We start from the raw sequence: 26,366 nt of genomic DNA, 5'->3' as shown, positions 1-26,366 counted from the left end.
GCAAGCGACGAGCTGTGAGCTGCAAGCTTCAAGCTACAAGCTGCAAGCGGTGGGCTATGAGTTGTGAGTTGTGTTATGAATAGGAAGTGATAGGTGCTGAAAATGAAATAGTTAAGATGCTGTTCCTGGTTGCTTCCAAATAGATTGGAAGAATATTGCCTACAAGTGTTAAATTGAATGCAAATAAGATTTGCATGAACTTTCTCCTCCGCATCCTTATAACGGCCATCGTTGCTTTCGGCCTGTCTGCGGTGATGAGAGGTGTCTATATAGATACCTTTTGGACGGCGCTGGTATTTTCCCTTGTGCTGGCCATCCTTAACGCATTGCTAAAGCCGATCCTGATCATCCTTACCTTACCGATCACGATCTTTACATTCGGATTGTTCCTCTTTGTTATCAATGCCGCCATTGTTCTGCTGGCCGGGAATTTTGTAAACGGATTCCGGGTCGCCAGCTTTGGGTGGGCGCTTTTGTTCAGCCTGTTATTATCTATTCTTACGTCTATTCTGTACAAGGATGCGAGAAGGGAGCGGCGGGAAGATTAGGTCCCATGCAGGCTGGTAGACGGCTTTTATAATTATCGTATGAATTTTGACAGAAAGAATTTTAACAACGACGAGCTTATTCATTTTTACAGGAGCATTTTACTGCCGCGGATGATAGAAGAGAAGATGCTGTTGCTGCTGCGCCAGGGAAAGATCAGCAAATGGTTTAGCGGCATCGGGCAGGAAGCCATTGCCACGGGCGCTACTATGGCGATGGAGGCGGATGAATGGATCATGCCTTTGCACCGGAACCTGGGGGTGTTCACTACCCGGAAAATGCCATTGGCCAGGCTGTTCCTGCAGTGGCAGGGAAGCAAGGATGGATATAGCAAGGGCCGGGAGAGGAGCTTTCATTTTGGCAGTAAGGAATATGCTATTTGTGGGATGATCTCGCATCTGGGGCCTCAGCTGGGGATTGCGGACGGCGTGGGATTGGCGTATAAGCTTGGCAAAAAGAATAAGGCGGCGCTTGCATTCACCGGGGAGGGCGGCACCAGCGAGGGAGATTTTCATGAGGCGTTGAATACGGCATCGGTGTGGGACCTGCCTGTCATTTTCCTGGTGGAGAATAACGGCTATGCGCTGAGCACGCCTGTATCGGAGCAATACCGCTGCGAAAGCCTCGTGTATAAGGCTGAAGGGTATGGGATGCAGGGGGTGCGGATCGACGGGAACAATATCCTTACGGTCTATGATACCCTGCGGGGCGTCAGGGAATACTGTATAAAATATCAACGGCCCTACCTGGTGGAATGTATGACGTTCCGGATGCGGGGGCATGAGGAGGCCAGTGGTCTCAAATATGTTCCGCCGTCCTTGCTGGAAGACTGGGGGCGTAAGGATCCGGTGGTGAATTTTGAGGGTTTTTTAAGGGAGCAAGGTGTGTTGAATGATGATAGGGTGGGCAGTATACACGAGGAGATACGGCAATATATAGAAACCGAGCTGGCCGTGGCGTCTGCTGATACGATGGTGGTGGTGCCTGATACGGGGGCTGAGCTGAGGGATGTGTATGCGGGGGAGCTGCGAGCGACGAGCGATGAGCTACAAGCTGCAAGCGACAAGCTGAAAGGGGAAGGGGAGCTACAAGCTGCAAGCTACAAGCTGCAAGGGGAAGAGGAGCTGCAAGCTGCAAGCGACAAGCTACAAGTGGAGATTAGTGAAGCGTCGGATGGGGATGGTATGATAAAGGGCGATGAAGGTGATCTGTCGGCGGGGACCGGGTCTCCTTATGAGCGGTCGACTTTCCGGAGGAAGCCGATCCGGGAGATGGCAAAGTCTGCTGCGGTGCAGGCGCCCGCACCTGTGGCTGTTGCGGCGGCGTCCGTGCCGAGGTCTGCCCTGGCGGTCGAGTCTTTGCCGGCGGCTTCTGCGTCGCCTATGGGGCCTGTTTCCGAGAAGCGCCTGCTGGATGCTGTCCGGGAAGGGCTGCGTCAGTCCATGCAACAGCATGCCCGGCTGATATTGATGGGGCAGGACATTGCCGAATATGGCGGGGCATTCAAGATAACGGAGGGGTTCCTGGAAGAATTCGGGAAGGAAAGAGTGAGGAATACGCCGCTGTGCGAGAGCGCCATCGTTGGCTGTACCCTGGGGTTAAGCCTGGAAGGATATAAGAGCGTGATGGAAATGCAGTTTGCCGATTTTGTGACATCGGGGTTTACGCAGATCGTCAATAACCTGGCTAAGATACACTATCGTTGGGGACAGCAGGCGGACACGGTGATCCGGATGCCGACGGGTGCGGGCGTAGGGGCCGGGCCTTTTCATTCGCAGAGCAATGAAGCGTGGTTTATGCATACGCCGGGATTGAAGGTAGTGTACCCGGCTACGCCGGAGGATGCCAAGGGCCTGCTGATCGCGGCGATCAATGATCCAAACCCCGTCCTTTATTTCGAGCATAAGATGTTGTATCGTAGCATCAGCGGCCCTGTGCCGGAGGCTTACTATGAGACGCCGATCGGGAAGGCCCGGCGGGTGCGATCCGGTGGGGATATTGCGATCATCACCTATGGTGCGGGGGTGCATTGGGCGGTGGAATATGCGGAGGCGCATCAGGATATTTCTTTCGAGATCCTCGATCTGCGGACGTTGCTGCCTTTGGATCATGATGCGATCCGTGCGTCGGTGGGAGTGACGGGAAAGGTGCTGGTGTTGCATGAGGATACCCTTACGGGTGGGGTTGGTGCGGAGGTGGCTGCATGGATCGGGGAGCATTGTTTTGCGTTGCTGGATGCGCCGGTGCTGCGATGTGCGTCGTTGGATACGCCGGTGCCTTTCAATATTGAGCTGGAGAGGAATTTTTTGGCGAAGTCGAGGTTGGATGAGTATGTGAGGAGGTTGATGGAGTATTAATTCCTGCCGGGGACCTTTAGCGCATATTCTCCTGCAACACTCTTATAAAGTTCCCGCCTAATATTTTCTTTATGTCCGTTTTACTATAACCGCGCTTTAATAATTCCCGCGTGATCAGCGGATACGTCGTCACGTCATCCAGCTCGCGGGGGGCGGATTCGATGCCGTCGAAATCGGATCCCAGCCCTACGTGGTCTGCGCCGATGAGCTTTACGATATAATCGATGTGATCGATCAGCAGGGACAAGGGCGGCCTAAGGGCGCTGCTCTCCTGTGGATAGGTGTGTGCGAAGTATTCGTTGATGGCATAGTCGGGCGTCCTGGCTGCTGTCAGGGAGTCCAGCTCTCTCCTGTGGGAAGCGGTGAAGGCCTGCATTCTTTTCATGTAGGTACTGTCGAGGAAGCCGGAATAAAAATTCACCTGGATCACGCCTCCATTTTTGCCGATGGCTTTTATCTGGTCGTCTTTCAGATTGCGGAATACGGGGCACAAGGCGTAGACGGAGCTGTGCGATACCAGGACGGGTTTGGTCGTGGTGTGGATGGCATCCCAGAAAGTTTGTTCGCCGACGTGGGAGAGGTCTACCAGCATGCCCAGCTCATTCATGCGCCGGACGATCTTTTTGCCTTTGTCGGTAAGTCCGTAAGGGGTGACGGTCCATGCGTGGTTTGTCTCGTCCCTGGCGGAGGTGGCCCAGGAGGTGCTGTTGTTCCAGGTGAGGGTCATGTAGCGAACGCCTCTTTTAAACAGGCTGTCCAGGTAGTCCAGGTCGTCCTCGATCATGTGTCCGCCCTCAACGCCCATCATGGCGGCCAGCCTATGGTGGCGGATAGCGTCCCGGAGGCCTGCGGGATCTTTGACGATCTCCATGGTGCGGGGATTGCGGCCGGCAATGGCATACAGGGAGTCTATTTCCTGCAGCGCCCGGCGAAAGGCGGTGCCTTTACCGAAGCGGTCGTCGCAAAAAACAGAGAATACCTGTACATCCACGCCTCCCTTGCGGAAACGGGCGAGGTCAGAATGGGTCCGGCCGGTGAGGTCCTTTTCGATATCCATTCCCTGCATGACGACGCCGGAGAGTACATCATTGTGGGTATCAACGAGAATGGCTTTATTATGCAGCTTCTGGTAAGATTGGGCAGAAATAGGTCCGGAGAAGAACAAAAGGAAGAGGAAGCGAAAGTTCATGAACCGCAGGTTTGGTAGCATTAAAAATAAGCAAACGTTTGCATAAGTGGAAGTTTTGCACTTTTCTTGCACAATTCTTGAAAATTTCTTGCAATTCAACTATTTTTAACGCTAATAGGATAAGGTTTAATGGTAATGGAACTGATTAGAGCAACCTCCCCAACGGGGAGGTTTTTCTTTCCGGAAAATCATTCCCCACTCCCCTTCTCTCCCACGAACCATTGTTCTTTATTACGAAACAGCACATTGAAGGTGGTGAAACTGCCGTAAATGCGTGTGATATATTGCTGCAGATTGATCTTTTCCTCATCGCTCAATCCTTTGTGGCCATTGATCTGCTGCTCCAGGACCCGGAGCCTGTCGCGGGCCATGACGATCTTATGGAAGAAGGCGTCGATGGGAACTTCTTTTGGCTTAATGGAATTGTCGGAGGACTTCAGGATCAGGGTGCCGCCGCGCCACTTATCGCCGAGAGGGACATTCTCGGAGATCCCTCCCCAGAGGCGCAGGATCTTTAGCAGGGACCGTTCTACATCGGAATGGGTTTCGATCTCTTCGGTGACATTTTCCGGAATGATCTCGTCCAGGTGGGTGTCATTCTTGTCGACTTCCTTGATACCGTGATTGATGAATGAAATGAGATAGGTGGCGAAGCGGATGCCGACGATCACGCCGGGTCCGTACTGGGTATGCTGCAGCCGGGTGCCTATGCCGAGGGTTAGCTGGTCCATAAGTTCGGAGGGTTTTTTGTGACAAATATAAGCGCTAGGGGCGTTTGATGAATTCGTAAGGGGTGTACTCCACGAAGTCGGCCACTTTCACGGTAACGGATCTTACCTTATTGCCCTCTACAGCAAAGGGGAAGACGGCTTTGCTGAATTCGGGGTCTGAGAATGTTGCGTAGAAGCGGTTGCCACCCAGGGGTTCCAATCGTGCAAACATGTCGGGGTGGTGGGCAAACACCATACGCAGCTGGCCTTTCTCCAGCACTACCTGCATGTCCCCATAGACCTCGCTGGCATATTGTCCCGCATAGGCCGCCAGGGGAAGCGCCGGGGATCTGTGGAGGGCGACGGAATCGCGGTAGCTTTTATCTTCTTTCGCCTCGGCCTCTCTTTGCCGCAGGCTGCGCTGCAGGTAGACCTTGCTGTAGTTGCGATAGGGTAATTTGAGCCAGGCGTCGAGGATCTCCCATTTCAAGGCTTCGTAGAAAGCATTCTGGTCGGTGTTAGTGAGCACGACGATGCCGAGGTTCTCCTCGGGCAGGAGGGTCACGCTGGTGACGAAGCCGTTGACGCCGCCCGTGTGGGAAACGATCTTTCGCCCGTCATATTCTTCCAGGAACCAGCCCAGGCCATAAAGGGCGAAATGTCCTTCATTGTACTGGTGTCCGCCGTTGCCCAGGATGGAATGGGGCCAGCGGGTCTGTGCGATGGCCGAGGAGGGAACCACCTGTCTGCCTTCATATTTCCCTTTGTTCAGCTGCATGATGACCCATTTACTCATGTCGCTGACGGAGGAGCTGATGCTGCCTGCCGGGGCGAGGTTGTCGATGCTGCAATAGGGGATCCGCATTAGCTTTCCATCGGCCATGGTATAGGGGGCGCATTTGTTGGGGGCGCCGGGAAGGTCTTTACTAAGTGCGAGTGAATGGGTCATGCCCAGCGGCGTGAAGAGGCTGTCCTGTATGAATTGTTCCCAGGTGCGGCCACAGGCTTTGGGGATGATCTGGCCGGCGGTGAGGAAGGCGGCATTGGTGTAGCCCCAGGTGGTCCGGAAGGGGTAGACTGCCTTGATATGGGACATCTTTTCGATGACCTGCTCCCGGGTGAGGTTGCTGGTCCAATACGTGAAATCGCCCTGGAAGGTCATAAATCCCAGGCGATGGCAAAGGAGATCCCGGATGATGGCCTGTTCGCCGGCGGCCTTGTTGTCCAGCCTGAATTCAGGCAGCCATTGGGTGACCTTGTCATCCAGCGAAAGTTTTTTACCGGCGTCCAGCATGGCCAGGGCGGTGGCCGTGAAAGCCTTGGTGTTGCTGCCGATCATGAATAAAGTGTTGGTGTCTACCTTGTCGGGCCTGCCCAGCTCTTTTACGCCGTAGGCTTTCATCAGCACTACCTGTCCGTCCTTTACCACGCAAACGGCGACGCCGGGGATCTCCCAGTCGGTGAGGGCCCGCCCGACGTAGGTGTCGAGGCTGTCGCGGAGGAAGGACGGGAGGGTGTCAGTGGCAGGGGAAGAGAAGTGAACGGCAGCGATAGGGTTGCACCAGGAGCGGATGGCAAGGGCGGTTGGCTGGCCGTAAAAGCAGGCCGCGACCAGCAAGGTGAGGAGCGGCCGGCAGAAATGCTTGTTCATGGGAAAGTGTTTTGGTTTCGCTAAGGCTGGTCTTTTCGATCGACCTTATATTGTTTGAATGCGATCTTAATATAGTCAAAGAAATCGTAATCGGTGGCTTTGACACAGAATTCATAGGAGGGCCTGTATTTTACCATAAAGCTGTCCAACTCGTCGCCTGTGAGATGCGTGATCTTTTTGACGGTGTATTCGGTGAAACGGTGGTCCACAAATTTTTCTTTTTCCTCATCCACGAGCCGGCCCTGGAAAGCCAGCATGCGCCGGGTGCGCTGGCGGCGAAAGACGTTGATCAGCTCGTCGAGGTCCACTCCCGCACCCAGGCCGCCGCTGGTGGTGGGGCTGGTGAGCTTGAAGCCGGGTTTCCTGAAATCGAAGACCTTGGCGTAATCCTTCCGGTTCTGGAGGGAGTCCATATGATAGTTGTGGGGCATGACCCTGACCTCTTTCAGCTCCAGGGGATCCACGTGGAGGGCGATGTCGAAGCCTGTAATGCTGTTGATGTCTTTGACGGGGAACATCTGCGTGGCCCTGCCCAGGTAGGAGAAAGAGATGGAGTCGGTGAGCGAGAGCTGGATGGAGTAGTTGCCGTTGGAGTCGGTAGCCGTGCCCTTCCCCGAAGCGGCCATTACGCTGACTCTTTCCAGCGGCCGGGTCCTGTACATATTATATACGGTCCCGTGGATCGTCACCTGTTGGCCCCAAGCCTTCCCACAGGCGAGGAAGGTGAAGGATAAAGTCAGAACCAGTAATGCTTTATGGGTAGAATGGGCCAAAAGACGATTATTTTTGCGGTGATATTACTACCAAATCGGGAAATAATGGTGCAGGGGTCGTTGGTTTAACGTTTTTTTGATCAGCTGTCGCCCAGAAGGACCTGCTCGATGATCCGGGGAAAATGTTCGTGCTCCAGCAAGTGCACTTTCTGTGCCAGGGTCTCGGGGGTATCGTCTTCGTCGATGGAACAGGAGGCCTGGAAGATGGTCTGGCCATGATCGTATAATTCGTCGACATAATGAATGGTGATGCCGGATGCTTTCTCTTTTGCGGCAATGACGGCTTCGTGCACGAGGCGGCCGTACATTCCTTTCCCTCCGTATTTGGGCAGGAGGGCCGGGTGGATATTGACAATTTTGCCTTTGTAGGACTGTACGAGCGCGGAGGGAACCTTCCACAAAAAACCTGCTAGTACAATGAAGTGGATGTTTAGCTCCTTTAGCACAGGCACGTACGCATCGCCCCGGAAGAACCTTTCCTTTTCGAGCAGCAGCGTTGGAATATGCTCCCTGGCGGCAATATTCAACACGCCGGCGTCAGGTTTGTTACAAACGACCAGGCTTATTTTAATGGAAGAATGATGCCGAAAATGGTCTATGATACGGGCTGCGTTTGATCCGGCGCCCGAAGCGAAAATGGCAATCTGCTGCATCTGCAAATGTATGGAGCAGGCGGAAAATAAAAGCGTTTATGTAACGTTTCTGGGAAAGTCCCGTATTTTTGGGACTGCTTCATCGATTGCCGGAACTAAAAAAGTTCCCCTTCCCCTCCCGATTTGAACATTGAATTTTGTTCAAAAATCCCGCTGACAGTAATATGACAGAAGGTCATAGATCGTTTGTACAATTCGCTGAAACCCACGCCAAATACGGGAAAAAAAATTTCGACGATGTTGATATATTGTTAAAATCCTGGCTTATTTTTGCAACCTGTTACAGATGCCTGGGGCTCTGCAAAGAGATTTTTCCACATTATACAACAGATTGTATATATGATCCATCATAGACCGATTGTAAAAACGTTTATCTTCAGTATCCTCCTCTCCTCGCTGGTTTCAATGGGTAATACGGGTTATGCACAGGATGCGACAAAGGGTAAGACCCTTTTCCAAACGAATTGTGCTTCCTGTCACAGCCCCGTAAAGCAAGTTCTCGGACCGGCTCTGAAAGGAGTGACGGAGCGGGTGCCGGACAAGAAGCTCCTGCATGACTGGATCAAGAACAACTCAAAAGTGCTTCAAAGCGGCAACCCGTATTTTACTGCCCTCTATGCGCAGTTCAATAAGGCGGCGATGAACACTTTTCCCAATCTGTCTGATGCGGACATCGACGACATTCTGAAGTATGTGGAAACGTACCAGGCTCCTACTGCAACACCGGGAGAGGGCACGCCCACCCAGAAGGAAGAAGGGGATAATACGCTGCTGTATGGCATCCTCACCCTGATCCTGGCCATCATCATGATGGTGCTGTTGCAGGTGAACAGCAGCCTGAAGAAGCTTTCCGACGATAAGGAAGGCATTCCCGCGCACGAGCCCATCCCATTCTATCGCAACAAGGTCTATATTACTTTCGTCATACTCATCCTCTTTATTCTTGGTGGATACTGGGTTGTTCAGGGCGCCATCGGCCTGGGACGTACGAAGAACTACCAGCCAGTGCAGCCGATCTTCTATTCGCACAAGGTGCATGCGGGGATCAACCAGATCAGCTGTCTTTACTGTCATACCAATGCCTGGGAGAGCAAGCATGCTACCGTACCTTCTCTCAATGTTTGTATGAACTGTCACGCGGCGATCAACGACTACACCAAGGGCCCGAAGCTGTACCGTGAGGACGGCAGCGAAGTGAATGGAACGGATGAGATCCAGAAGCTCTACAGCTACACCGGCTATGATCCCAAAACGCAGCGTTACTCGAATGCGGCAAGCGCCAAGCCTGTAGAGTGGGTGAAGATCCACAGTCTCCCTGACCATGTATACTTCAACCATTCCCAGCATATCCGTGCCGGCAAGGTACAATGCCAGACTTGTCATGGTCCTATCCAGGAAATGGACGAGGTGAAGCAATTTGCCGACCTGAGCATGGGCTGGTGTATCAACTGCCACCGTACCACGAAAGTCAATTTCGGCGATTCCACGGGCAATGGCAACAAGTTCTACAGCATTTACGAGAAATTCCATAAGGATTTGAAGACAGGCAAGATGGACAGTGTCACCGTTGAGAACATCGGTGGTACGGAGTGCCAGAAATGTCACTATTAGTCTCTGCGCAAAGCTTAAGAAGAAGATCAAGACCTATTATATATATAATGTAAAATTCAAGCCCCTTAAGGCTCTGTCCGGGATCGTCCGGAGACCGGGGTGAAATTTCTCAAATATGAGCGACAAAAAGTACTGGCAAAGTTTCGGAGAGCGCAATAACAGTGAAGCGTTTCAGAAATCAACGGAGAATGAATTCAAAGAGGATTTACCGTTGGAAGGCCTGGATGGAAAAGGATTGCTCGACGCGAAAGCCCCCCGGAGGGATTTCTTGAAATATTTAGGGTTCAGCACGGCTGCTGCGACGTTGGCTGCCAGCTGCGAGATCCCTGTTAAAAAGGTTGTACCCTACCTGAACAAGCCCGAGAATATGGTGCCTGGTGTGGCTGACTGGTATGCCACTACTTACAACGTCGGCGGGGATATCGTTCCTGTCGTCGCCAAGGTAAGGGATGGCCGGCCCATCAAGCTGGAGGGTAATGAGATGTCGTCCATTACCAAAGGCGCTACTTCCGCCCGTGTGCAGGCTGCCGTACTGGACCTGTATGATACGGCCCGTCTCCGCTTCCCCGTGCAGATCGTCGATGGCAAGCCCCAGGAAGTAAGCACATTCGAGGCTTTCGACAAGCTGGTGAGCGATGCGCTGGCAGGTGCTGCCGGAGCTCCCCTGGTCCTGCTGACAGGAACCATCACCTCCCCTACTACCAAACAGATCATCAGTGAATTCTTAGCAAAATATCCCGGCAGCCGTCATGTGCAGTATGATGCTGACAGCTACAGCGGTATGCTGCTGGCCAACGAGACCACTTATGGTAAAAAGGCGCTGCCTTCCTACCGATTTGAGAATGCAAAGGTCATTGTGAGCCTGGGCGCCGATTTCCTCGGTACCTGGGGTGCCCACCTGGAGTATAGCATTGGATATGCCAAGAACAGGAAGATCGACGAGAAGAACCCGTCGATGAGCAAGCACTACCAGTTTGAAAGCCTTCTGTCCATGACGGGCGCCAATGCGGATGACCGCTACACCCACCGTCCTTCCGAGGCTGGCGCTGTGGCGTTGGCCCTGGCGGCTGAGCTGGGCGTAGGCGTTACTGCTCCTGCTCTCGATGAGAAGCTAAAAGCGGGTGTGAAGAAAGCAGCGAAGGACCTGTTGGAGAACAAGGGCAAGGCCCTGGTCGTCAGCGGCAGCAATAATCCTGATATACAAGTGGTGGTGAATGCCATCAACGAAGCGATCGGCGCCGGCGGTTCGACCATTGACTGGTCGACGCCCCTGCAGACCCGCCAGGGTATTGACAGCGAGATGAACACGCTGGTTGCCGACCTGAATGGCGGCAGGGTCGGTGCGCTGCTGATCTACGGCGTCAATCCTGTGTATGACTATTACGACGGCGCCGGCTTCAAAGCTGCGCTGGCGAAAGCGAAGGTCTCTATATCTTTCAACGATCGCCTGGATGAGACTTCCGAACTGGTGAAGTTCGTGCTGCCTGCCCCTCATTTCCTGGAAAGCTGGGGTGATACTGAAGCGAAGCCCGGTCATTACAGCTTTATCCAGCCGACCATCTCTCCCCTGTTCAAGACCAGGGCTTTTGAAGATTCCCTGTTGAAATGGAGTGGAAGCGCCACTACTTACGAACATTATTTTACACAATATTGGACGAGCAAGCTGGGCAGTGTCGAGGCGTATGAGAAGGCCCTGCAGGAAGGTGTGGCGGAGCCTGCCACGGCTGCTGCTGCTGCCGGTGCCGCCTTCAGCGGCGCCAAGCTGGCCGAGGCTGCTGCTGCCATCGGCAATACTAAAAAAGGCGCTGGCTTCGAGCTGGTGATCTACCAGAAGATATCCATGGGCACCGGCGCACAGGCCAACAACCCCTGGCTGCTGGAGCTGCCGGACCCTGTTACCAAGGCTACCTGGGACAACTATGCTGTCGTGTCCCCCAAGTTTGCCAAGGAGAACTGGAAAGATATGGACCTCGCAGACCGTCGCCAGGCCGACGCGTATGAGGTACATCCGAAAAAACAGCTGATCAAAATAAAAGTAGGCAATAAGGAGATAACCTTGCCTGTGGTGGTCGTGCCCGGCACGGATAATAACGTGATCGGGGTGGCAGTAGGTTTTGGCCGCAGCAGCGCCAAGCCAGAAAATACCGCTGATTTTATCGGAAAGTCTGTCGTGGGTGCGGGTTGGAATGCTTTCCCTCTGCTGAGCTTCAACGGGACCACAGTGGAATGGAGTGCGCCTATTGCCGGTATCGAAAAGCCCAAAGATAGTTTCTATGACATCGCGCAGACGCAGATGCACAACACGTATGAAGAGCGTACCCAGGTGGTGAAGGAAATTACGCTGGACCAGTTCGTCAAACATCCTGAAGAGCTCCAGGAAGAGCGGGAGAAGGAGCTGAAGCCTTTCGGCGGGATCGAAAACTTTGATAAAGAGGGGACTTTGTATCCCATGTATGACAAGCCCGGCATTAAATGGGGCATGTCCATCGATATGAATGCCTGCTATGGCTGCGGCGCCTGTGTGGTAGCGTGCCATGCGGAGAACAACGTCTCTGTTGTCGGCAAAAGCGAGGTGCTGCGCTACCACGATATGCACTGGATCCGGATCGACCGTTATTTCAGCGGCGACCTGGACGACCCGAACAGTATCCAGACGGTGTTCCAGCCGATGCTTTGCCAGCATTGCGACAATGCCCCCTGCGAGAACGTATGTCCTGTGGCTGCAACGAACCACAGCAGCGAAGGGCTGAACCAGATGGCTTACAACCGTTGTATCGGTACCAGGTATTGCGCCAACAACTGTCCTTATAAAGTACGTCGTTTCAACTGGGCTGATTACACGGGGGCCGACAGCTTCCCGAACAACCAGGACCAAACGACTGTCGGCAAGCTGGATCCCACAGTGTTCCAGATGAACGACGACCTGACCCGCATGGTGCTGAACCCGGATGTTACCGTGCGCAGCCGCGGGGTGATGGAAAAATGTTCCTTCTGCGTACAGCGTTTGCAGGAAGGCAAGCTGAAGGCCAAGAAGGAGAACCGTCAGCTGAAAGATATGGAGGACGTACGGACGGCCTGCCAGCAGGCATGTTCTTCCGACGCCATCGTATTCGGCAATGTCAACGACCATGCGAGCCTGGTGAGCCGGACGAGGAAGGAGAATGCGCAACGCCTGTTCTATGTCATCGAGGAAGTGCATACTTTGCCCAATGTCAACTACCTGGCCAAGGTCCGTCATACGGATGTGATCAGGGGCGTAAAAGAAGAGCTGCAGGCAGCGGAAGAGAAGCATGCTTAAGCAGTATAAAAAGGTATTATAACCAGAGAAGAATTAAACAGCGGGCCCCGGGCCTGGCTAAAAGCTCAAAATACTATGGCATCATTAAGGTACGAATCACAGGTAAGACCAGCCTTGGTTGAAGGTCAGAAAGGTTATCACGAAGTCACGGAAGATATTGTGCGTCCAATAGAGGCCACTCCTTCCCGTGCATGGTGGATCGGGTTCCTTATCTCGGTGGGTTTGCTCATTTTCGGTATCATCTCCGTCACGCATGAGGTGATCTTCGGGGTCGGTCAGTGGAACCTGAACAGGACCATCGGCTGGGGCTGGGATATCACCAACTTCGTGTGGTGGGTCGGTATCGGTCACGCCGGAACCCTGATCTCTGCGATCCTGCTGCTGTTCCGTCAGGGATGGCGTACAGGGGTGAACCGTGCGGCGGAAGCCATGACGATCTTTGCGGTGATGTGCGCCGGCCAGTTCCCTATCTGGCACATGGGCCGTGTGTGGATGGCTTTCTTTGTAATGCCTTATCCCAATACGCGCGGACCCCTGTGGGTGAACTTCAACTCACCGCTGCTGTGGGACGTATTCGCTATCTCGACTTACTTCACCGTATCGCTGCTGTTCTGGTATTCCGGCTTGCTGCCTGACCTGGCAACGGTGCGGGACAGGGCCAAGCTGAAATGGAGGAAGATGTTCTATGGCCTTACTTCTTTTGGCTGGACAGGTTCTGCCAAGCACTGGCAGCGTCATGAGGCTTTGTCGCTGGTGCTGGCGGGTCTCAGTACGCCCCTGGTACTTTCCGTACATACCATCGTATCCTTTGACTTCGCCACCTCTGTCATTCCCGGCTGGCATACGACCATCTTCCCGCCTTATTTCGTTGCGGGCGCCATCTTCTCCGGGTTCGCCATGGTGCAAACGCTGCTGCTGGTGACCAGGAAGGTATTGAGCCTGGAAGAATATATTACGCTGGAGCATATCGAAGTGATGAATAAAGTAATTGTACTGACGGGCTCTATTGTGGGCGTTGCCTACCTGACGGAGCTTTTCATTGCCTGGTATGGCCAGAACCCCTTCGAGAACTGGGCCTTCATGCAGAACCGCGTGAACATCTTCAGTCCCTATGGCTGGAGCTACTATTTGATGATGGGCTGTAACGTGCTGTCTCCGCAGATCTTCTGGTTCAAGAAGATGAGAAGGAACCTTACCGTGACTTTCTTCATGTCCGTGATCGTGAACATCGGGATGTGGTTCGAACGTTTTGTGATCATCGTTACTTCCATCTACCGGGATTATCTTCCCAGCTCCTGGTCTACGTATTACAGACCTACTATTTGGGAGATCGGTTTCTACATGGGAACTTTCGGGTTGTTCTTCACCTGTTATTTCCTGTTCTCGAAGTTCTTCCCTGTCATCGCCATCGCCGAGATCAAGCATATCCTGAAGAAATCAGGGGCTATCTACAAGGAAAAGATGGATGGGATCGAAAAGGTGTCCGTGGAAGAGTTTGCGAGCGAGCATGCGCACGTGCATGAGCATGCTCCTCATGCGGCGCACTAATGCTTTTGCTTAAATAAGAAGATGATCATTATATAATAAAAGATTATGGCAGTAAAAAAATTTGTAGTAGGATATTTCGAGGATGAGCCGGAGCTGTTCGCCGGAGTGAAAAAGATCCGTTCCGCTGGCTATAAGATCCATGATGTATATACGCCCATGCCGATCCACGGATTGGACAAAGCGATGGGGCTGCGGGATACCAGCCTGCATACGGCGGGATTCATTTACGGCATCACCGGGACTACGACAGCGCTGAGCGGCATCGGGTGGATCTTCAATTCCGACTGGCCTATCAATTTCGGCGGTAAGTCGCATTTTGACCTGCCGGCATGGATACCTATTACATTCGAGCTGACCGTATTGTTCTCTGCTGTAGGGATGGTGATGACATTTTGTTATCTCTGTAACCTGGCGCCTTTTGTCCGCAAGCATCATTTCAATCTGCGGAGCACGGACGACCAGTTTACGGTGGTGCTGGAGCTGACGGCTAAGAGCAATGAAGGGGAGATCCAGGCCTTTCTGGCATCCATCGGCGCCAAGGGGATCAATACACAGGTGGCGGAGTCGGGCTGGTGGCTGGGCCGTTATGATAAGGATAAGACGCCGATCGGGACGTCGTTAGCTTAAGTAAATATTGAAAAAAGGACAGTAAGACATTAATTGCAGATGAAAAAAATATCCATTTTATCGTTTTTAGTAGCCGCGGTTGTGCTGATGGCCAGCTGCGACGGCGTAAGGCGCAAGCCCGGTAGAGTCTATATGCCTGATATGGCCTACAGCCGTGCTTATGAGACTTATTCCGTCACGGAAGAGGTGAAAGCGGAACTGTTAAAGAAAGGCATTCATTTCAGCAATGCGCCGGTGGCTGGCACGATCAAGAGAGGCGAGCTGTTCCCTTTCCTGCTGAAGAAGGATGCAGACGGGGATAGCACGAACTATGCGGCTTCCCGGCTGGTGAAGAACCCGCTGACCTCCATGGATACGGTGGAAGCTGCCCGTCTGTACCTGGTGAACTGCGCTATTTGCCATGGCGCCAAGATGGACGGCAATGGCCCGCTTTACAAAGGCGGTGATGGTCCTTTCCCTTCCAAGCCGGCGCAACTGGTGGGAGACGCTCGCTATGAGGCGATGCCCGAAGGTCAGATGTTCTATTCCGCTACTTACGGAAAGAATAAGATGGGAAGCTATGCTTCGCAGCTGAACACGGAGCAACGGTGGATGGTGATAGGTTATATCAAGTCGCGACAAGGGGCGGGTAAGACGACGGCTGCATCGGCCAATGCGCCCGTACCTGTGAAGAATGCCGATTCAACTGCCGCCAAGAAATAATAAGGATTAAAGAATACATTAAAACATTCTCGAATGTCATCGATTAAAGAGCATTTTGAAATACCCGGACGGTTCAAACAGTGGTCCCTTGGTCTGATGGGCGTGGGTATACTTTCTCTGATCATTGGGTTCATCATGTATGGTAATGTCGATCACGGAACACGTTTCTGGGCTACATTGCTGCAGAACAGCGTATACTTTTTGCTGATCGTCAATGCGGCCATGTTCTTCATTTGCGCGACCACCCTGGCCTGGGGTGGTTTCCAGATGACATTCCGCCGGGTGACGGAAGCCATTTCCATCTCTGTGATCCCCATCGGCATAATCACATTCATTATACTGATGTGTATTGTTGTTGGCGGTAAGGAAACCATTTACGAATGGCTGAACAGAGATCATGTCGCTCATGACGAGATACTCAAAGGGAAGAGCGGCTTTCTCAGCCCTACCTTCTTCACTGTCTGGAGCATTCTGACCATCGGACTGTGGATCGTTCTGGGGATGAAGATGCGCAGTCTTTCCCGCAGCATCGACAATACGCCGCTGACCATCGAGCAAGGCAAGAAATATATGTTCAATAATACCGTATGGGCGGCGATCTACATCGTATGGTTTGCCCTGACCGTGGCTTCGGTGACACCCTGGTTGTGGCTGATGAGCATTGACGCGCATTGGTTCTCCACGATGTACAGCTGGTATACGTTTGCGAGCTCTTTTGTTTCCGGCATGGCGTTGATCACGTTGTTTGTGATCTACCTGAAGAATAAAGGCTACCTGGAATTAGTGAATGAGGAACACCTGCATGACCTGGGCAAATTCCAGTTTGCGTTTTCGATCTTCTGGACCTATCTCTGGTTCGCGCAGTTTATGCTGACCTGGTATGCGAATATTTCCGAAGAGACTATTTATTTCAAACCCCGGTTGATCGGTGCGTACACGGGGATCTTTTATCTGAACCTTATCATCAACTTCCTTGCCCCGCTGCTGATCTACATGAGCAGGAACGCCAAGCGGAACTATGCAACGGTGACCTTTATGTCGATATTGATCATTTTCGGACATTGGCTGGATTTTTATCAGATGGTTTTTCCGCATCATTATCCCGACCATGTTCCTATGAACCTGTTCGATTTCGGTATCGCGCTGGGATTCGTAGGGCTGATCATGTGGCGGACAGGGCTGGCATTGGCCAAGTATCCGTTGCTGGCGAGAAATCATCCTTTCCTGAAAGAAAGTATCATCCACCATACTTAAAAATCGTTTAATAGATTATCATGTCAACTCTTTTTCTGTTACTGATCCTGTTATTAGGTTTCCTGATCACCTTTCAGATCGCGAAGGCAAGTGAGTATGTGGGTGTATTGAAGGGCGAAAAGAAAAATTTTGAGGCGAATAACCGTATCAACGGCTTCCTGATGATCGCATTCCTGGTGCTGGGTCTGATCGGAGTATACTGGTGCAACGAGCTGTACAGGGGCAAGATCCTTGGAGAGTCCGCCTCCAAACATGGCGAGCAGATCGACACCATGATGTATATCACGATCGCCATCACGGGTGTGGTATTCGTCATCACCCAGATCCTGCTGTTCTGGTTCGCATATAAATACCAGTATTCCGAGAAAAGGACGGCGTATTATTTTCCCCATGACAACCGCCTGGAGATCATCTGGACGGTGGTGCCGGCCATTGCGCTGACGGTCCTGGTGGGTTTTGGCCTGTTCTACTGGTTCCGCATCACGGGCGAGGCTCCTGCCGATGCCGCGCAGGTGGAAGTAACGGGTAAGCAGTTTGGATGGATCTTCCGTTATCCGGGCAAGGACGGCGTATTCGGAAAGAAATATTATAAGAACATCGACGAGGCGGCGGGTAATTCCCTGGGACTTATCTGGGATGATCCTTCCGGGCATGACGATGTGGTGGTCGGAAATGAAATGTATATCGAAGTACTCAAGCCGATCAAGCTGATCATCAATTCCCGTGACGTGGTACATGACGTAGGCCTGGTACATTTCAGGCAGAAGATGGATGCGGTGCCTGGCACGCCCACGACGATGTGGTTCACTCCCAAGTTCACGACGGATGAGATGAAGAAGAAGCTGGGCAATCCTGACTTCGAATATGAGCTTTCCTGCGACCAGATGTGCGGAAAGGGCCACTTTACCATGCGCGCTGTCGTAAAGGTGGTGACGCATGACGAGCTCATCCTGTGGAAGGCCAAGCAAAAGGCGGCTTATGTGCTGGCGTTCCCCGATAAGGATCCTTCTGCGCAGCCGAAGATCGACACATTGCCGAAGAACCCTTCCACTGCGGGGATCAATTAGGCAATAAAAGAAAAAGAAAGAATAAGCTATCATAGCAGCGACGGGTTATCAATAAAATTTTTTCTCATGAGCAACGAAGCAACATTACACGGACACGCAGCTACATCGCATGATGCCGATGTGCACCATGACGAGCATGGCCATCACCACAAAGAAACCTTTATTACCAAATATGTGTTCAGCCAGGATCATAAGATGATCGCCAAGCAGTTCCTCATCACGGGGATGATCTGGGCGATCCTGGGCGGGTTGATGTCAGTGTTGTTCCGTCTGCAGCTGGGGTATCCTGATGCGCATTTCCAGATCCTGGAGGACCTGCTTGGCAGCAAGTGGGCCAAAGGCGGTCAGATCCAGCCGGAATTCTATTATGCGCTGGTGACTATGCACGGTACGGTACTGGTGTTCTTCGTATTGACGGGTGGATTGAGCGGCACGTTCGCCAACTTCCTCATTCCCCTGCAGCTGGGCGCCAGGGATATGGCTTCTCCCATGCTGAACATGCTGTCCTACTGGTTCTTCTGGCTGGCCAGCGTGACGATGCTGTCTTCGCTGTTCGTAGAGACCGGTCCTGCCAGCGGTGGATGGACGTCTTATCCTCCTTTAAGCGCCCTGGGTGATGCATCGGAAGGCTCCAAGATAGGGATGGACCTGTGGATCATCTCGATGGCGTTGTTTGTTGTCTCTTCGCTGCTGGGAGGTCTGAACTATATCTCCACGATCCTCAACCTGCGTACGAAAGGTATGAGCATGACGCGGATGCCATTGACGATCTGGGCGTTGTTCTTCACCGCCATCCTGGGCGTCCTTTCATTCCCCGTACTGCTGTCCGGCTTTATCCTGCTGTTGTTCGACCGTCATGGCGGCACCAGCTTCTACCTGAGCGATATTTATATTGCTTCCGGCAAGGCACTGCCCAACGAAGGGGGCAGCGCTATCCTGTACCAGCACTTATTCTGGTTCCTGGGTCATCCGGAAGTGTATATCATTATATTACCCGCGATGGGTCTCGTGTCCGAGGTGATGTCCGTGAATGCACGGAAGCCCATCTTCGGTTATATGGCCATGGTGGGATCCATGTTCGCCATTGCCGTCCTTGCGTTCCTGGTATGGGCGCACCATATGTTCGTAACGGGGTTGAATCCTTTCCTGGGATCGGTGTTCGTGCTGCTGACGCTGCTGATCGCCGTGCCTTCCGCGATCAAGGTATTCAACTGGCTGACGACATTGTGGAAGGGGAATATCCGCTTTACGCCGGCCATGCTTTTTGCCATCGGCTTTGTAAGCATGTTCATCTCCGGTGGTCTGACGGGTATCTTCCTGGGTAACTCTACGCTGGACATTCAATTACATGATACGTATTTTGTTATCGCGCACTTCCACATCGTGATGGGGGTTTCGGGGATACTGGGCATGTTTGCCGGTATCTACCATTGGTTCCCGAAGATGTATGGAAGGTATTTGAACAATACCATGGCGTACATCCATTTCTGGATCACGCTGGTGGGTGCGTACCTTATTTTCTGGCCTATGCACTATGAGGGTCTGGCCGGCATGCCGCGCCGTTATCTCGACTACAGCGGCTGGCTGTCGTTCAACCAGTTCGGTGGCCTGAACAGGTTCATCTCCACGGTGGCGATGATCGTCTTTGCCGCACAGCTGCTGTTCGTGTTCAACTTCTTCTATTCCATTTTCAAGGGAAGGAGAGTGATCACGCAAAATCCCTGGGGAGCAACGACGCTGGAATGGACAGCGCCGATCCGTCCGGGACATGGCAACTGGCCTGGCGAGATCCCCGAAGTGCATCGTTGGGCTTATGATTATGCCAAGGACGGGAGGGATTTCATTCCCCAGACCGAGCCGCTGGGCAGCAATGAAAGCGCTCATTAATGGGCGCGTCAAGCTCTTTCAAATTATCCGGCAAGCTGCAGGATTACAAGCTGCTGATCAAGTTCAATCTCAGCTTTATGGTGGTGTTCTCGGCGCTGATCAGCTATTTGCTGGCGCCGAAAGTAAAGGAGTATGACCTTGTCTCGATCCTGCTGTTCTTTTTGGGCGGGATGCTGGTGACGGGCAGCGCCAATACGATCAACCAGGTGGTGGAGAAAGATACGGATGCGGTGATGAAGCGGACGGCTAACCGGCCGGTGGCATCCGGAAGGATGAGCACGGGAGAGGCCTGGGGCTTTGCGGTTTTTGCGGGGCTGGCAGGGGTGTTGATCCTCTGGTGGCATTTCAACCTGCTTTCCGCCGCACTGGCTGCCTTCAGTCTTTTTGTATATGCGTTCATTTATACGCCGCTGAAGAAAGTGAGCTCGATCTCTGTGCTGGTGGGCGCCGTACCGGGTAGCCTACCCTGCCTGATCGGCTGGGCGGCGGGAAATGATGATCTGAGCGTTGGCGGCTGGGTCCTGTTCGCCATCCAGTTCTTCTGGCAGTTTCCCCATTTCTGGGCAATTGCCTGGATCGCTCATACGGATTACACGAAGGCCGGCTTCAAGCTGTTGCCGTCCAATGAAGGGCCGACGAAGTATTCCGCCATACAGGCCATCATCTATTCGTTGCTGCTGCTGCCTGTGGGCGTACTGCCTTACTTCACGGGGATGAGCGGGATCGTGAGCCTGGTGGTGGTGTTGATCGCCAACCTATTCATGGTGGGACAGTGTGTAAGGTTGTACAGGGAGATGACGGTGAAGGCGGCGCGGCGGGTGATGTTCAGCAGTTATATTTATTTACCAGTAGTATTACTGGCCTTATTAGCGAATAAAGTTTCCTGAGGTGATTGAAGCAAACATAAAAGTGAACGAACAGAGAAAGAAAATACATCCCCATAAATTCACGTTATGGGTAGCACTGGGCAGCATTGTCATGATGTTTGCGGGGCTCACCAGCGCCTATATCGTCAAGCGGGATGCACCGGGCTGGACGACGTTCTCCATTCCCCGGGCGTTCTGGTATTCCACGGGGGTCATGCTGCTGAGCAGCGTGACGGTGCAGATGGCGCTGAAGGCGTTCAAGGAGCGGGAGATGATGAGGTACCGCAACCTGATCACCTTGACGGCTTTCCTGGGGGTGGCTTTTGTGGGACTGCAGTGGATAGGGTTCAAGAGCATCTGGAACAGTGGTATTACGCTGAAGGGTTCGGGAGGCGGGCAATTCCTCTACATTATTGCAGGATTGCATGCGCTGCACGTGCTGGGTGGGATCGTTGCGCTGATCATATTGTTTATCAAAGCCTTTGCGTCAAAGGTTCGCCGATATGACAGTATCCCGATTGAGTTGATGAGCACTTATTGGCATTTTGTGGACTTGTTATGGATCTATTTGTTCATTTTCTTTATGGGCATAAAATAATATTCGTCAATAGTTAAATAACTTTACAAACCAACTAAAATAGCAACATGGCACATAGTGTACCAGCAGGACAAAAATGGTGGAGCGGCGGGAAGAGTCCGTTCAATGTGGAGTATGGGAAGCTGATGATGTGGTATTTCCTGATGAGTGATGCTTTCACATTCGGCGCTTTTCTTATATCGTATGGCTCTATCCGGTTTGCCACCAATGGCTGGCCTGACCCCAACGAGGTCTTCAGGGCTTTTCCGCTGATGGGGGATACCCACCTGCCGCTGGTGTTTGTGAGCCTGATGACGTTTATCCTGATAATGAGTTCGGTGACCATGGTGCTGGCGGTGGCTGCGGGCCATCAGAACGACCGGAAGAAAGTGACCTTTTATATGATCCTCACGATCATTGGCGGACTTATGTTCTTAGGCTGCCAGGCCTGGGAATGGACGCACCTGCATAGCGAGGGCGCCTGGTGGGGCAGGAATCCTTTTGTGAATGCCGACGGCAGCGCTGCCACGACTAACTTTACGAACTTCTTCTTTACCATCACGGGGTTCCATGGATTCCATGTATTCTCGGGGGTGATCATCAATATCATCATGCTGATAAAGAACCTGCGGGGTGATTTTGAAAAGAGGGGCCATTACCTGATGATCGAGAAGGCTGGTCTTTACTGGCACTTTGTGGACCTGGTATGGGTGTTTGTATTCACTTGTTTTTATCTGCTTTAAAAAAATAATAGCGAACCACAGGTTCGCTGGCCGAAGGCCCATCATTAGCCGTGCGACGGGGATGGGTTAGTTTTCAGGATAAACCATAACCGTCGCACAAAAATAGAATAGTATGGAAAATATTCAGACAGCCGGCAGTCAGCATCACGAACCCGAATTCAACACGAAGCCCATCTGGAGGACGTTCTGGATATTGCTGGGTATCACGCTGGTGGAACTGGTGCTGGCGACGATCCACCTGAAAACGGGTTTCCCCCCCAAGTATGTGCTGAATGGGGTTTACCTGATCCTCACCTGTGCGAAGGCATTTTATATTATTGCGGAGTTCATGCACCTTCGTCATGAGCTGAAGAACCTGATCATGACGATAGCCGTCCCTGCGACCTTATTTATATGGTTCATCATTTCTTTCCTGTATGAAGGTAATTCGTACAAGAACCTGCGCAACAGGTATGACAGGCATCACCTGGAGATGAGCAAGGAGAAAGCGCCTGCGGCAGAGGGAGAGCATGAAGGGCACGAGCCTGCAGCGAAGAAGCCCGGAGCGGCTGAGTAGCCCTACGGCGGTGTTTAGAATTAATTAAAATTATATAACCATCGCTAACAGCGATGGTTTTTTTATTATGAACAGAAAAGCGTGGTTGGCAATAGCGGTAGCGGTCTTTCTTCCCCTGGTGTTCTATGCGGTGGCCAGCCGTTATAATGTGGAGATGCCCAGGAGGTATTACCCGGACTCGGTGGTGACGAAGATAAAGAACGGCAAGGAGGTCTCCGACACATTGTGGCATCAGGTGGCCAATCTCAGCCTGCAGAACCAACTGGGCGAGCAGGTGTCCCTGGACCAGGAAAATGGGAAGGTCTTTATCGTCGATTTTTTCTTTACGCATTGCGCCAGCATTTGCCCGGTGCTGACGCACAATATGCGGAAGCTGCAGGATGCGTTGAAGATCCGCAACGAGGTGAAGCGGGTGGACACGACCTTCGTCCGCTTCTTATCCCTGACGGTGGACCCCCTGAGGGATAGCGTGCCGGTGATAAAGAAATATGCCGATAAATATGGCGTCAACCCGGAGGTTTGGTGGATGCTGACGGGCCCGAAGAAGACTATTTACGACTTTGCGCTCAACGAGCTGAAGCTGGGACTGCAGGACAGTGTCAGTGTCGATTCGGACTTTGTGCATACGGACTATGTGGCTCTGCTGGACAAGGACCGGGTGGTCCGGGGGTACTATCATGGGACGGATACGGTGGAGATGGCCCGGCTGGCGGAGGACATCGTGTTTATCATGCTGGAGAAAGATAAAAGAAGAAAGTCCATTTTTACGGAGCTGAGGCCGCTGATGATCCCCTTTGCCATCGTAATTTTGGGAACCATTGGCGCAGTGGTGTATTTTTCCCGCAAACAGAAAAAGAGAGAATATATATGAATCGCAACCTTACCGTACCCATTATTATCGTCAGCATTGCCATTCCGGCGGCTGTGGCGTTCCTGATCCTGGTACCGCAGGTGAAGGTCGACTTTGGGTTCAATACGCATTTCCTGCCTTTGTTCCATGCCATCCTGAACTCGAGCACGGCGATCCTGCTGCTGGCCAGCCTGTATTTTATCAGGAATGGGCAGGTAGCGGCGCACAAGCGGGCGAATCTTACTGCTGTCGTGCTCAGCAGCATTTTTCTCATCTCCTATGTGATCTATCACGCTTCGAATCCTTCCACGCTGTATGGGGATGTGAACCATGACGGCATTGTCAGCGTCGATGAAAAGGCGCAGGCGGGGCCGTTGCGGTATGTGTATTATTTTATCCTCAGCTCACACATCATACTTTCCGGTATTATCATTCCTTTGGTGTTGTTCACCTTGCAGCGCGCTTTCCAGGAAAAGTTCGACAAACATCGCCGGCTGGCGAGGATCACCTGGCCGATCTGGCTGTATGTGGCGGTGACGGGAGTGGTGGTTTATCTGATGATCAGCAGGTATTATTGATTTACATGTATATTTTTACAAGCTGACCTGTGATTATTGCGATGCCTATGCTGAAAAGCGTTCCAATCACAAGGTATTCTGTTGTTTCCTTATCGTGAGAGCTTTTTTACAGCGGTGTTTGCTAAAAGGGATTTCATTTGTTGAATGGCCACTTCGTTTAGTTGTTGTAACCTCTCAGTTTGCGAATACCCTTTCCGTATTAAAAGTGCATTGATGCTTTCCAGGTTAGTCAATACCACCAATTGTTCCAGTGAAGCTTCATCGCGGATATTACCTTGTTTACCCTGATTTTGGTCTCGCCACTGCCTGGCTGTTTGGCCGAACAAAGCTACATTGAGCAGGTCAGCTTCGCTGGCATATACTGTAGTGCTCTGCTCTTTGGTAATTACAGGAGGAATCAGCGTTTCTTTGATAGCATCGGTATGAATACGATAATTGATCTTGGAAAGGGTACGCTGCAGCGTCCATTCCTGTTTCTTTACGCTATTTTCTTCGTCTTTGAGACGTTGGAACTCCATAATGAGATATAACTTGAATTCTGCACTAAGCCAAGCTGCAAATTCAAAAGCAATATCCTTGTGCGCATATGTGCCTCCAGTATTACCGGGCTTGGATATAATTCCGATAGCATGGGTATTTTCGATCCATTTAGTAGGTGATAATACGAAAGCATTGCTGCCTGCTTCCCGAACAAAGGAGTCGAATTCGACCCCTTTGAACTTCGGATTATGCAGTTTCTCCCACAGGCCTAAGAATTCAATGGTAGTTTTCGACCGCATCCAGTTCTTAACAATATCTTTGGGCTCATTGGGATTCTTGTGTCTCGCAATATTAGTCAATGAAATATAGTCCTGTTGATTGACCTGCATTATGGTAATGGGCGTACCTTTTACTTCTATCGTTTGTTTTTTTTCTGGCATACAATATGGGTTTAAATGCATATCAGGTTATCGACCTCCTGACCTATAGGCTTAAGTTATACCTGAACTTGTTTAAATTTAAATTAGGTTTTCATGAAGCCACATCGCATTTGGCCTTCGAGTAGTAACAAGCAGGAATAATTCCCAATAAGTTCAACAATAGAAGAAGCGCAGAGACTGTACAAAAATAAAAGAAATTATATTCCAAAAATTAAAAATCCCTTGCCATTGCAATAACGGTCCCAAGGCTTATCATTAAGGAATATTTACGCTCCCGGATTGGATTCAAACCTTAAATGAGTAATACTTAATAACTTGCAAAAACATATACTAAGGACGCAACTGGAATCCAGGTTCGGGGGACTAGTGGTTCGTATAAAGGTGCGAATATTGGGTGAGATTCGTACAAAGGTACGAACTACGCAAGATAAGATTAATACTTGTCCCGGCTTTTGCCTCGCTCTGCAAGCAGCTGCGAGCGGCGTGGTTCCGGTACGTTCTTGTAATCATAAGGGCAATGCCTGCATCCATTGCCGCAGCAATATCCTTTTTTCAGGTGATATTTTGCGGTGAGGACCATCAGGCCATTGGGATCGTAGTAGAAGTCTTCTCCTTCTTTCAGCTGGTTCATTGTCCGGCGATTTGGGGTGCATCGGGCTCCATTTCGCGGACCTTTTCCTGCAATGCTTCATCCAGGTCTGGCAGGGGCGTTGCGGGAAGTGTGAAGAGAAGGTAATGTACGCGATTGCTTTGCGCGATGTCGAGGCTTTCGTAATGGGTCTTTATTTTCAGTTCTTCTTTGATAGGGCCGGCGTGGATATTATCCGAGCTTTCGAGAAGGGTGAGACCGTACATATCGATGACGAGGCGGGTGAAATTATAGAGGACGGGTGAATCTGTTTTCAGGTGAATGCGCCCACCGGGGACGAGGATCTGTTGATAGAGGCGGAGGAACTTGGGATGGGTCAGTCTTTTCCGGGCTTTGGATTTTCGCAGCTGGGGGTCCGGGAAGGTGAGCCAGATCTCGGACACTTCACCGGGCTGGAAATAGGTGGGAAGGCGATCGATCTGGGTACGGAGAAAGGCGGCGTTGGTAAGGTTTTCCCGCAGGCTTGTCTTTGCGCCGATGTAGATGCGATTGCCTTTCAGGTCTACGCCCAGAAAATTCCTTTGTGGGTACATCCTGGCCAGTCCGACGGTGTATTCTCCTTTACCGCAGGCCAGCTCCAGGGTAAGGGGGTGATCATTCTTGAAGAATTCCGCCCATTTTCCCGCCATGCCTTCAGGGTATTGGAGGACGTTGGGGAAGGTGAGGATAGCAGCGAAACGGATCAGCTTTTTTTGGCCCATGGGGCAAAATTAAATAAAGTTGGGCACTGTCGATGGGGGAGGCCAAGGTTTGA

Annotated in this window: 24 protein-coding genes; 16 read left to right on the top strand and 8 right to left on the bottom strand. The window is 51.9% G+C overall.

Going from position 1 to position 26,366, the window contains the following annotated elements:
* The first annotated feature begins 194 nt into the window (after nucleotides 1-194).
* Nucleotides 195-548 (top strand): phage holin family protein, encoded by a 354-nt coding sequence (locus Q4E93_RS27635; protein WP_303590903.1) that lies wholly within the window; start codon nucleotides 195-197, stop codon nucleotides 546-548.
* Between the two features lie 39 nt (nucleotides 549-587).
* Nucleotides 588-2,903 carry an alpha-ketoacid dehydrogenase subunit alpha/beta gene (locus Q4E93_RS27630; RefSeq protein ID WP_303590901.1) on the top strand — a complete coding sequence of 772 codons (2,316 nt, stop codon included), beginning with the start codon at nucleotides 588-590 and terminating at the stop codon, nucleotides 2,901-2,903.
* Nucleotides 2,904-2,919: 16 nt separating this feature from the next.
* Here the strand turns inward: Q4E93_RS27630 and Q4E93_RS27625 are convergent, their stop codons facing one another.
* From Q4E93_RS27625 to purN, 5 genes are all read right to left on the bottom strand, one after another.
* Nucleotides 2,920-4,092 carry a dipeptidase gene (locus tag Q4E93_RS27625; protein WP_303590899.1) on the bottom strand — a complete coding sequence of 391 codons (1,173 nt, stop codon included), beginning with the start codon at nucleotides 4,090-4,092 and terminating at the stop codon, nucleotides 2,920-2,922.
* A gap of 188 nt (nucleotides 4,093-4,280) precedes the next feature.
* Complete coding sequence (locus tag Q4E93_RS27620) at nucleotides 4,281-4,823, bottom strand: DUF8685 domain-containing protein (protein ID WP_303590897.1); 543 nt, start codon at nucleotides 4,821-4,823, stop codon at nucleotides 4,281-4,283.
* Nucleotides 4,824-4,857: 34 nt separating this feature from the next.
* Nucleotides 4,858-6,453 carry a serine hydrolase gene (locus tag Q4E93_RS27615; protein ID WP_303590895.1) on the bottom strand — a complete coding sequence of 532 codons (1,596 nt, stop codon included), beginning with the start codon at nucleotides 6,451-6,453 and terminating at the stop codon, nucleotides 4,858-4,860.
* Between the two features lie 20 nt (nucleotides 6,454-6,473).
* Nucleotides 6,474-7,226 (bottom strand): carboxypeptidase-like regulatory domain-containing protein, encoded by a 753-nt coding sequence (locus tag Q4E93_RS27610; protein ID WP_303590893.1) that lies wholly within the window; start codon nucleotides 7,224-7,226, stop codon nucleotides 6,474-6,476.
* Nucleotides 7,227-7,306: 80 nt separating this feature from the next.
* Nucleotides 7,307-7,879: a phosphoribosylglycinamide formyltransferase gene (gene purN / locus Q4E93_RS27605; protein ID WP_303590891.1), complete on the bottom strand. Its 573-nt coding sequence runs from the start codon at nucleotides 7,877-7,879 to the stop codon at nucleotides 7,307-7,309.
* 339 nt (nucleotides 7,880-8,218) lie between these two features.
* On the opposite strand from purN, the gene Q4E93_RS27600 reads away from it, so the two are divergent.
* The 14 genes from Q4E93_RS27600 (at nucleotide 8,219) to Q4E93_RS27535 (ending at nucleotide 24,043) form a co-directional block, all read left to right on the top strand.
* Nucleotides 8,219-9,490 carry a c-type cytochrome gene (locus Q4E93_RS27600; protein WP_303590890.1) on the top strand — a complete coding sequence of 424 codons (1,272 nt, stop codon included), beginning with the start codon at nucleotides 8,219-8,221 and terminating at the stop codon, nucleotides 9,488-9,490.
* Between the two features lie 115 nt (nucleotides 9,491-9,605).
* Nucleotides 9,606-12,788, top strand: a complete 3,183-nt coding sequence (locus Q4E93_RS27595) for a TAT-variant-translocated molybdopterin oxidoreductase (protein WP_303590888.1) — start codon at nucleotides 9,606-9,608, stop codon at nucleotides 12,786-12,788.
* A gap of 75 nt (nucleotides 12,789-12,863) precedes the next feature.
* Entirely contained in the window at nucleotides 12,864-14,336 is a 1,473-nt protein-coding gene (gene nrfD, locus Q4E93_RS27590) for an NrfD/PsrC family molybdoenzyme membrane anchor subunit (RefSeq protein ID WP_303590886.1), read from the top strand.
* A 45-nt stretch (nucleotides 14,337-14,381) separates the two neighbouring features.
* Complete coding sequence (locus Q4E93_RS27585) at nucleotides 14,382-14,963, top strand: DUF3341 domain-containing protein (protein WP_303590885.1); 582 nt, start codon at nucleotides 14,382-14,384, stop codon at nucleotides 14,961-14,963.
* Nucleotides 14,964-15,002: 39 nt separating this feature from the next.
* Nucleotides 15,003-15,665, top strand: a complete 663-nt coding sequence (locus tag Q4E93_RS27580) for a c-type cytochrome (protein WP_303590884.1) — start codon at nucleotides 15,003-15,005, stop codon at nucleotides 15,663-15,665.
* Between the two features lie 33 nt (nucleotides 15,666-15,698).
* Nucleotides 15,699-16,919, top strand: coding sequence for a quinol:cytochrome C oxidoreductase (locus tag Q4E93_RS27575; RefSeq protein WP_303590883.1), 1,221 nt, complete (start codon nucleotides 15,699-15,701; stop codon nucleotides 16,917-16,919).
* Between the two features lie 20 nt (nucleotides 16,920-16,939).
* Nucleotides 16,940-17,986: a cytochrome c oxidase subunit II gene (locus tag Q4E93_RS27570; protein ID WP_303590882.1), complete on the top strand. Its 1,047-nt coding sequence runs from the start codon at nucleotides 16,940-16,942 to the stop codon at nucleotides 17,984-17,986.
* Nucleotides 17,987-18,052: 66 nt separating this feature from the next.
* The gene (locus tag Q4E93_RS27565; RefSeq protein ID WP_303590881.1) at nucleotides 18,053-19,873 is read left to right on the top strand and encodes a cytochrome c oxidase subunit I; all 1,821 of its coding nucleotides are present in this window, start codon (nucleotides 18,053-18,055) and stop codon (nucleotides 19,871-19,873) included.
* Nucleotides 19,873-20,760 carry a heme o synthase gene (cyoE, locus tag Q4E93_RS27560; RefSeq protein WP_303590880.1) on the top strand — a complete coding sequence of 296 codons (888 nt, stop codon included), beginning with the start codon at nucleotides 19,873-19,875 and terminating at the stop codon, nucleotides 20,758-20,760. Before Q4E93_RS27565 ends, cyoE begins: the two co-directional genes overlap by 1 nt.
* Before the next feature lie 22 nt (nucleotides 20,761-20,782).
* Nucleotides 20,783-21,337 (top strand): cytochrome c oxidase subunit 3, encoded by a 555-nt coding sequence (locus Q4E93_RS27555; protein ID WP_303590879.1) that lies wholly within the window; start codon nucleotides 20,783-20,785, stop codon nucleotides 21,335-21,337.
* A 47-nt stretch (nucleotides 21,338-21,384) separates the two neighbouring features.
* Nucleotides 21,385-22,059 (top strand): cytochrome c oxidase subunit 3, encoded by a 675-nt coding sequence (locus tag Q4E93_RS27550; RefSeq protein ID WP_303590878.1) that lies wholly within the window; start codon nucleotides 21,385-21,387, stop codon nucleotides 22,057-22,059.
* Nucleotides 22,060-22,171: 112 nt separating this feature from the next.
* Complete coding sequence (locus tag Q4E93_RS27545) at nucleotides 22,172-22,615, top strand: cytochrome C oxidase subunit IV family protein (RefSeq protein WP_303590877.1); 444 nt, start codon at nucleotides 22,172-22,174, stop codon at nucleotides 22,613-22,615.
* A 67-nt stretch (nucleotides 22,616-22,682) separates the two neighbouring features.
* Entirely contained in the window at nucleotides 22,683-23,486 is an 804-nt protein-coding gene (locus Q4E93_RS27540) for an SCO family protein (protein WP_303590876.1), read from the top strand.
* The gene (locus Q4E93_RS27535; protein WP_303590875.1) at nucleotides 23,483-24,043 is read left to right on the top strand and encodes a DUF420 domain-containing protein; all 561 of its coding nucleotides are present in this window, start codon (nucleotides 23,483-23,485) and stop codon (nucleotides 24,041-24,043) included. Before Q4E93_RS27540 ends, Q4E93_RS27535 begins: the two co-directional genes overlap by 4 nt.
* Before the next feature lie 89 nt (nucleotides 24,044-24,132).
* Here the strand turns inward: Q4E93_RS27535 and Q4E93_RS27530 are convergent, their stop codons facing one another.
* From Q4E93_RS27530 to trmB, 3 genes are all read right to left on the bottom strand, one after another.
* On the bottom strand, nucleotides 24,133-24,963 hold the full coding sequence (locus Q4E93_RS27530) for a KilA-N domain-containing protein (RefSeq protein WP_303590874.1): 831 nt from the start codon (nucleotides 24,961-24,963) through the stop codon (nucleotides 24,133-24,135).
* Between the two features lie 433 nt (nucleotides 24,964-25,396).
* Complete coding sequence (locus Q4E93_RS27525; protein ID WP_303590873.1) at nucleotides 25,397-25,594, bottom strand: C1orf53 family protein; 198 nt, start codon at nucleotides 25,592-25,594, stop codon at nucleotides 25,397-25,399.
* Nucleotides 25,591-26,313 (bottom strand): tRNA (guanosine(46)-N7)-methyltransferase TrmB, encoded by a 723-nt coding sequence (trmB, locus tag Q4E93_RS27520; RefSeq protein WP_303590872.1) that lies wholly within the window; start codon nucleotides 26,311-26,313, stop codon nucleotides 25,591-25,593. The genes Q4E93_RS27525 and trmB overlap by 4 nt, the downstream gene beginning before the upstream one ends.
* Nucleotides 26,314-26,366: the final 53 nt, after the last annotated feature.

This window comes from Flavitalea plasmicola, assembly GCF_030546645.1.
Lineage (GTDB): Bacteria > Bacteroidota > Bacteroidia > Chitinophagales > Chitinophagaceae > Puia.
Note: the sequence above shows the minus strand (reverse complement) of the source record. Positions and strands in the feature narration are given on the sequence as shown.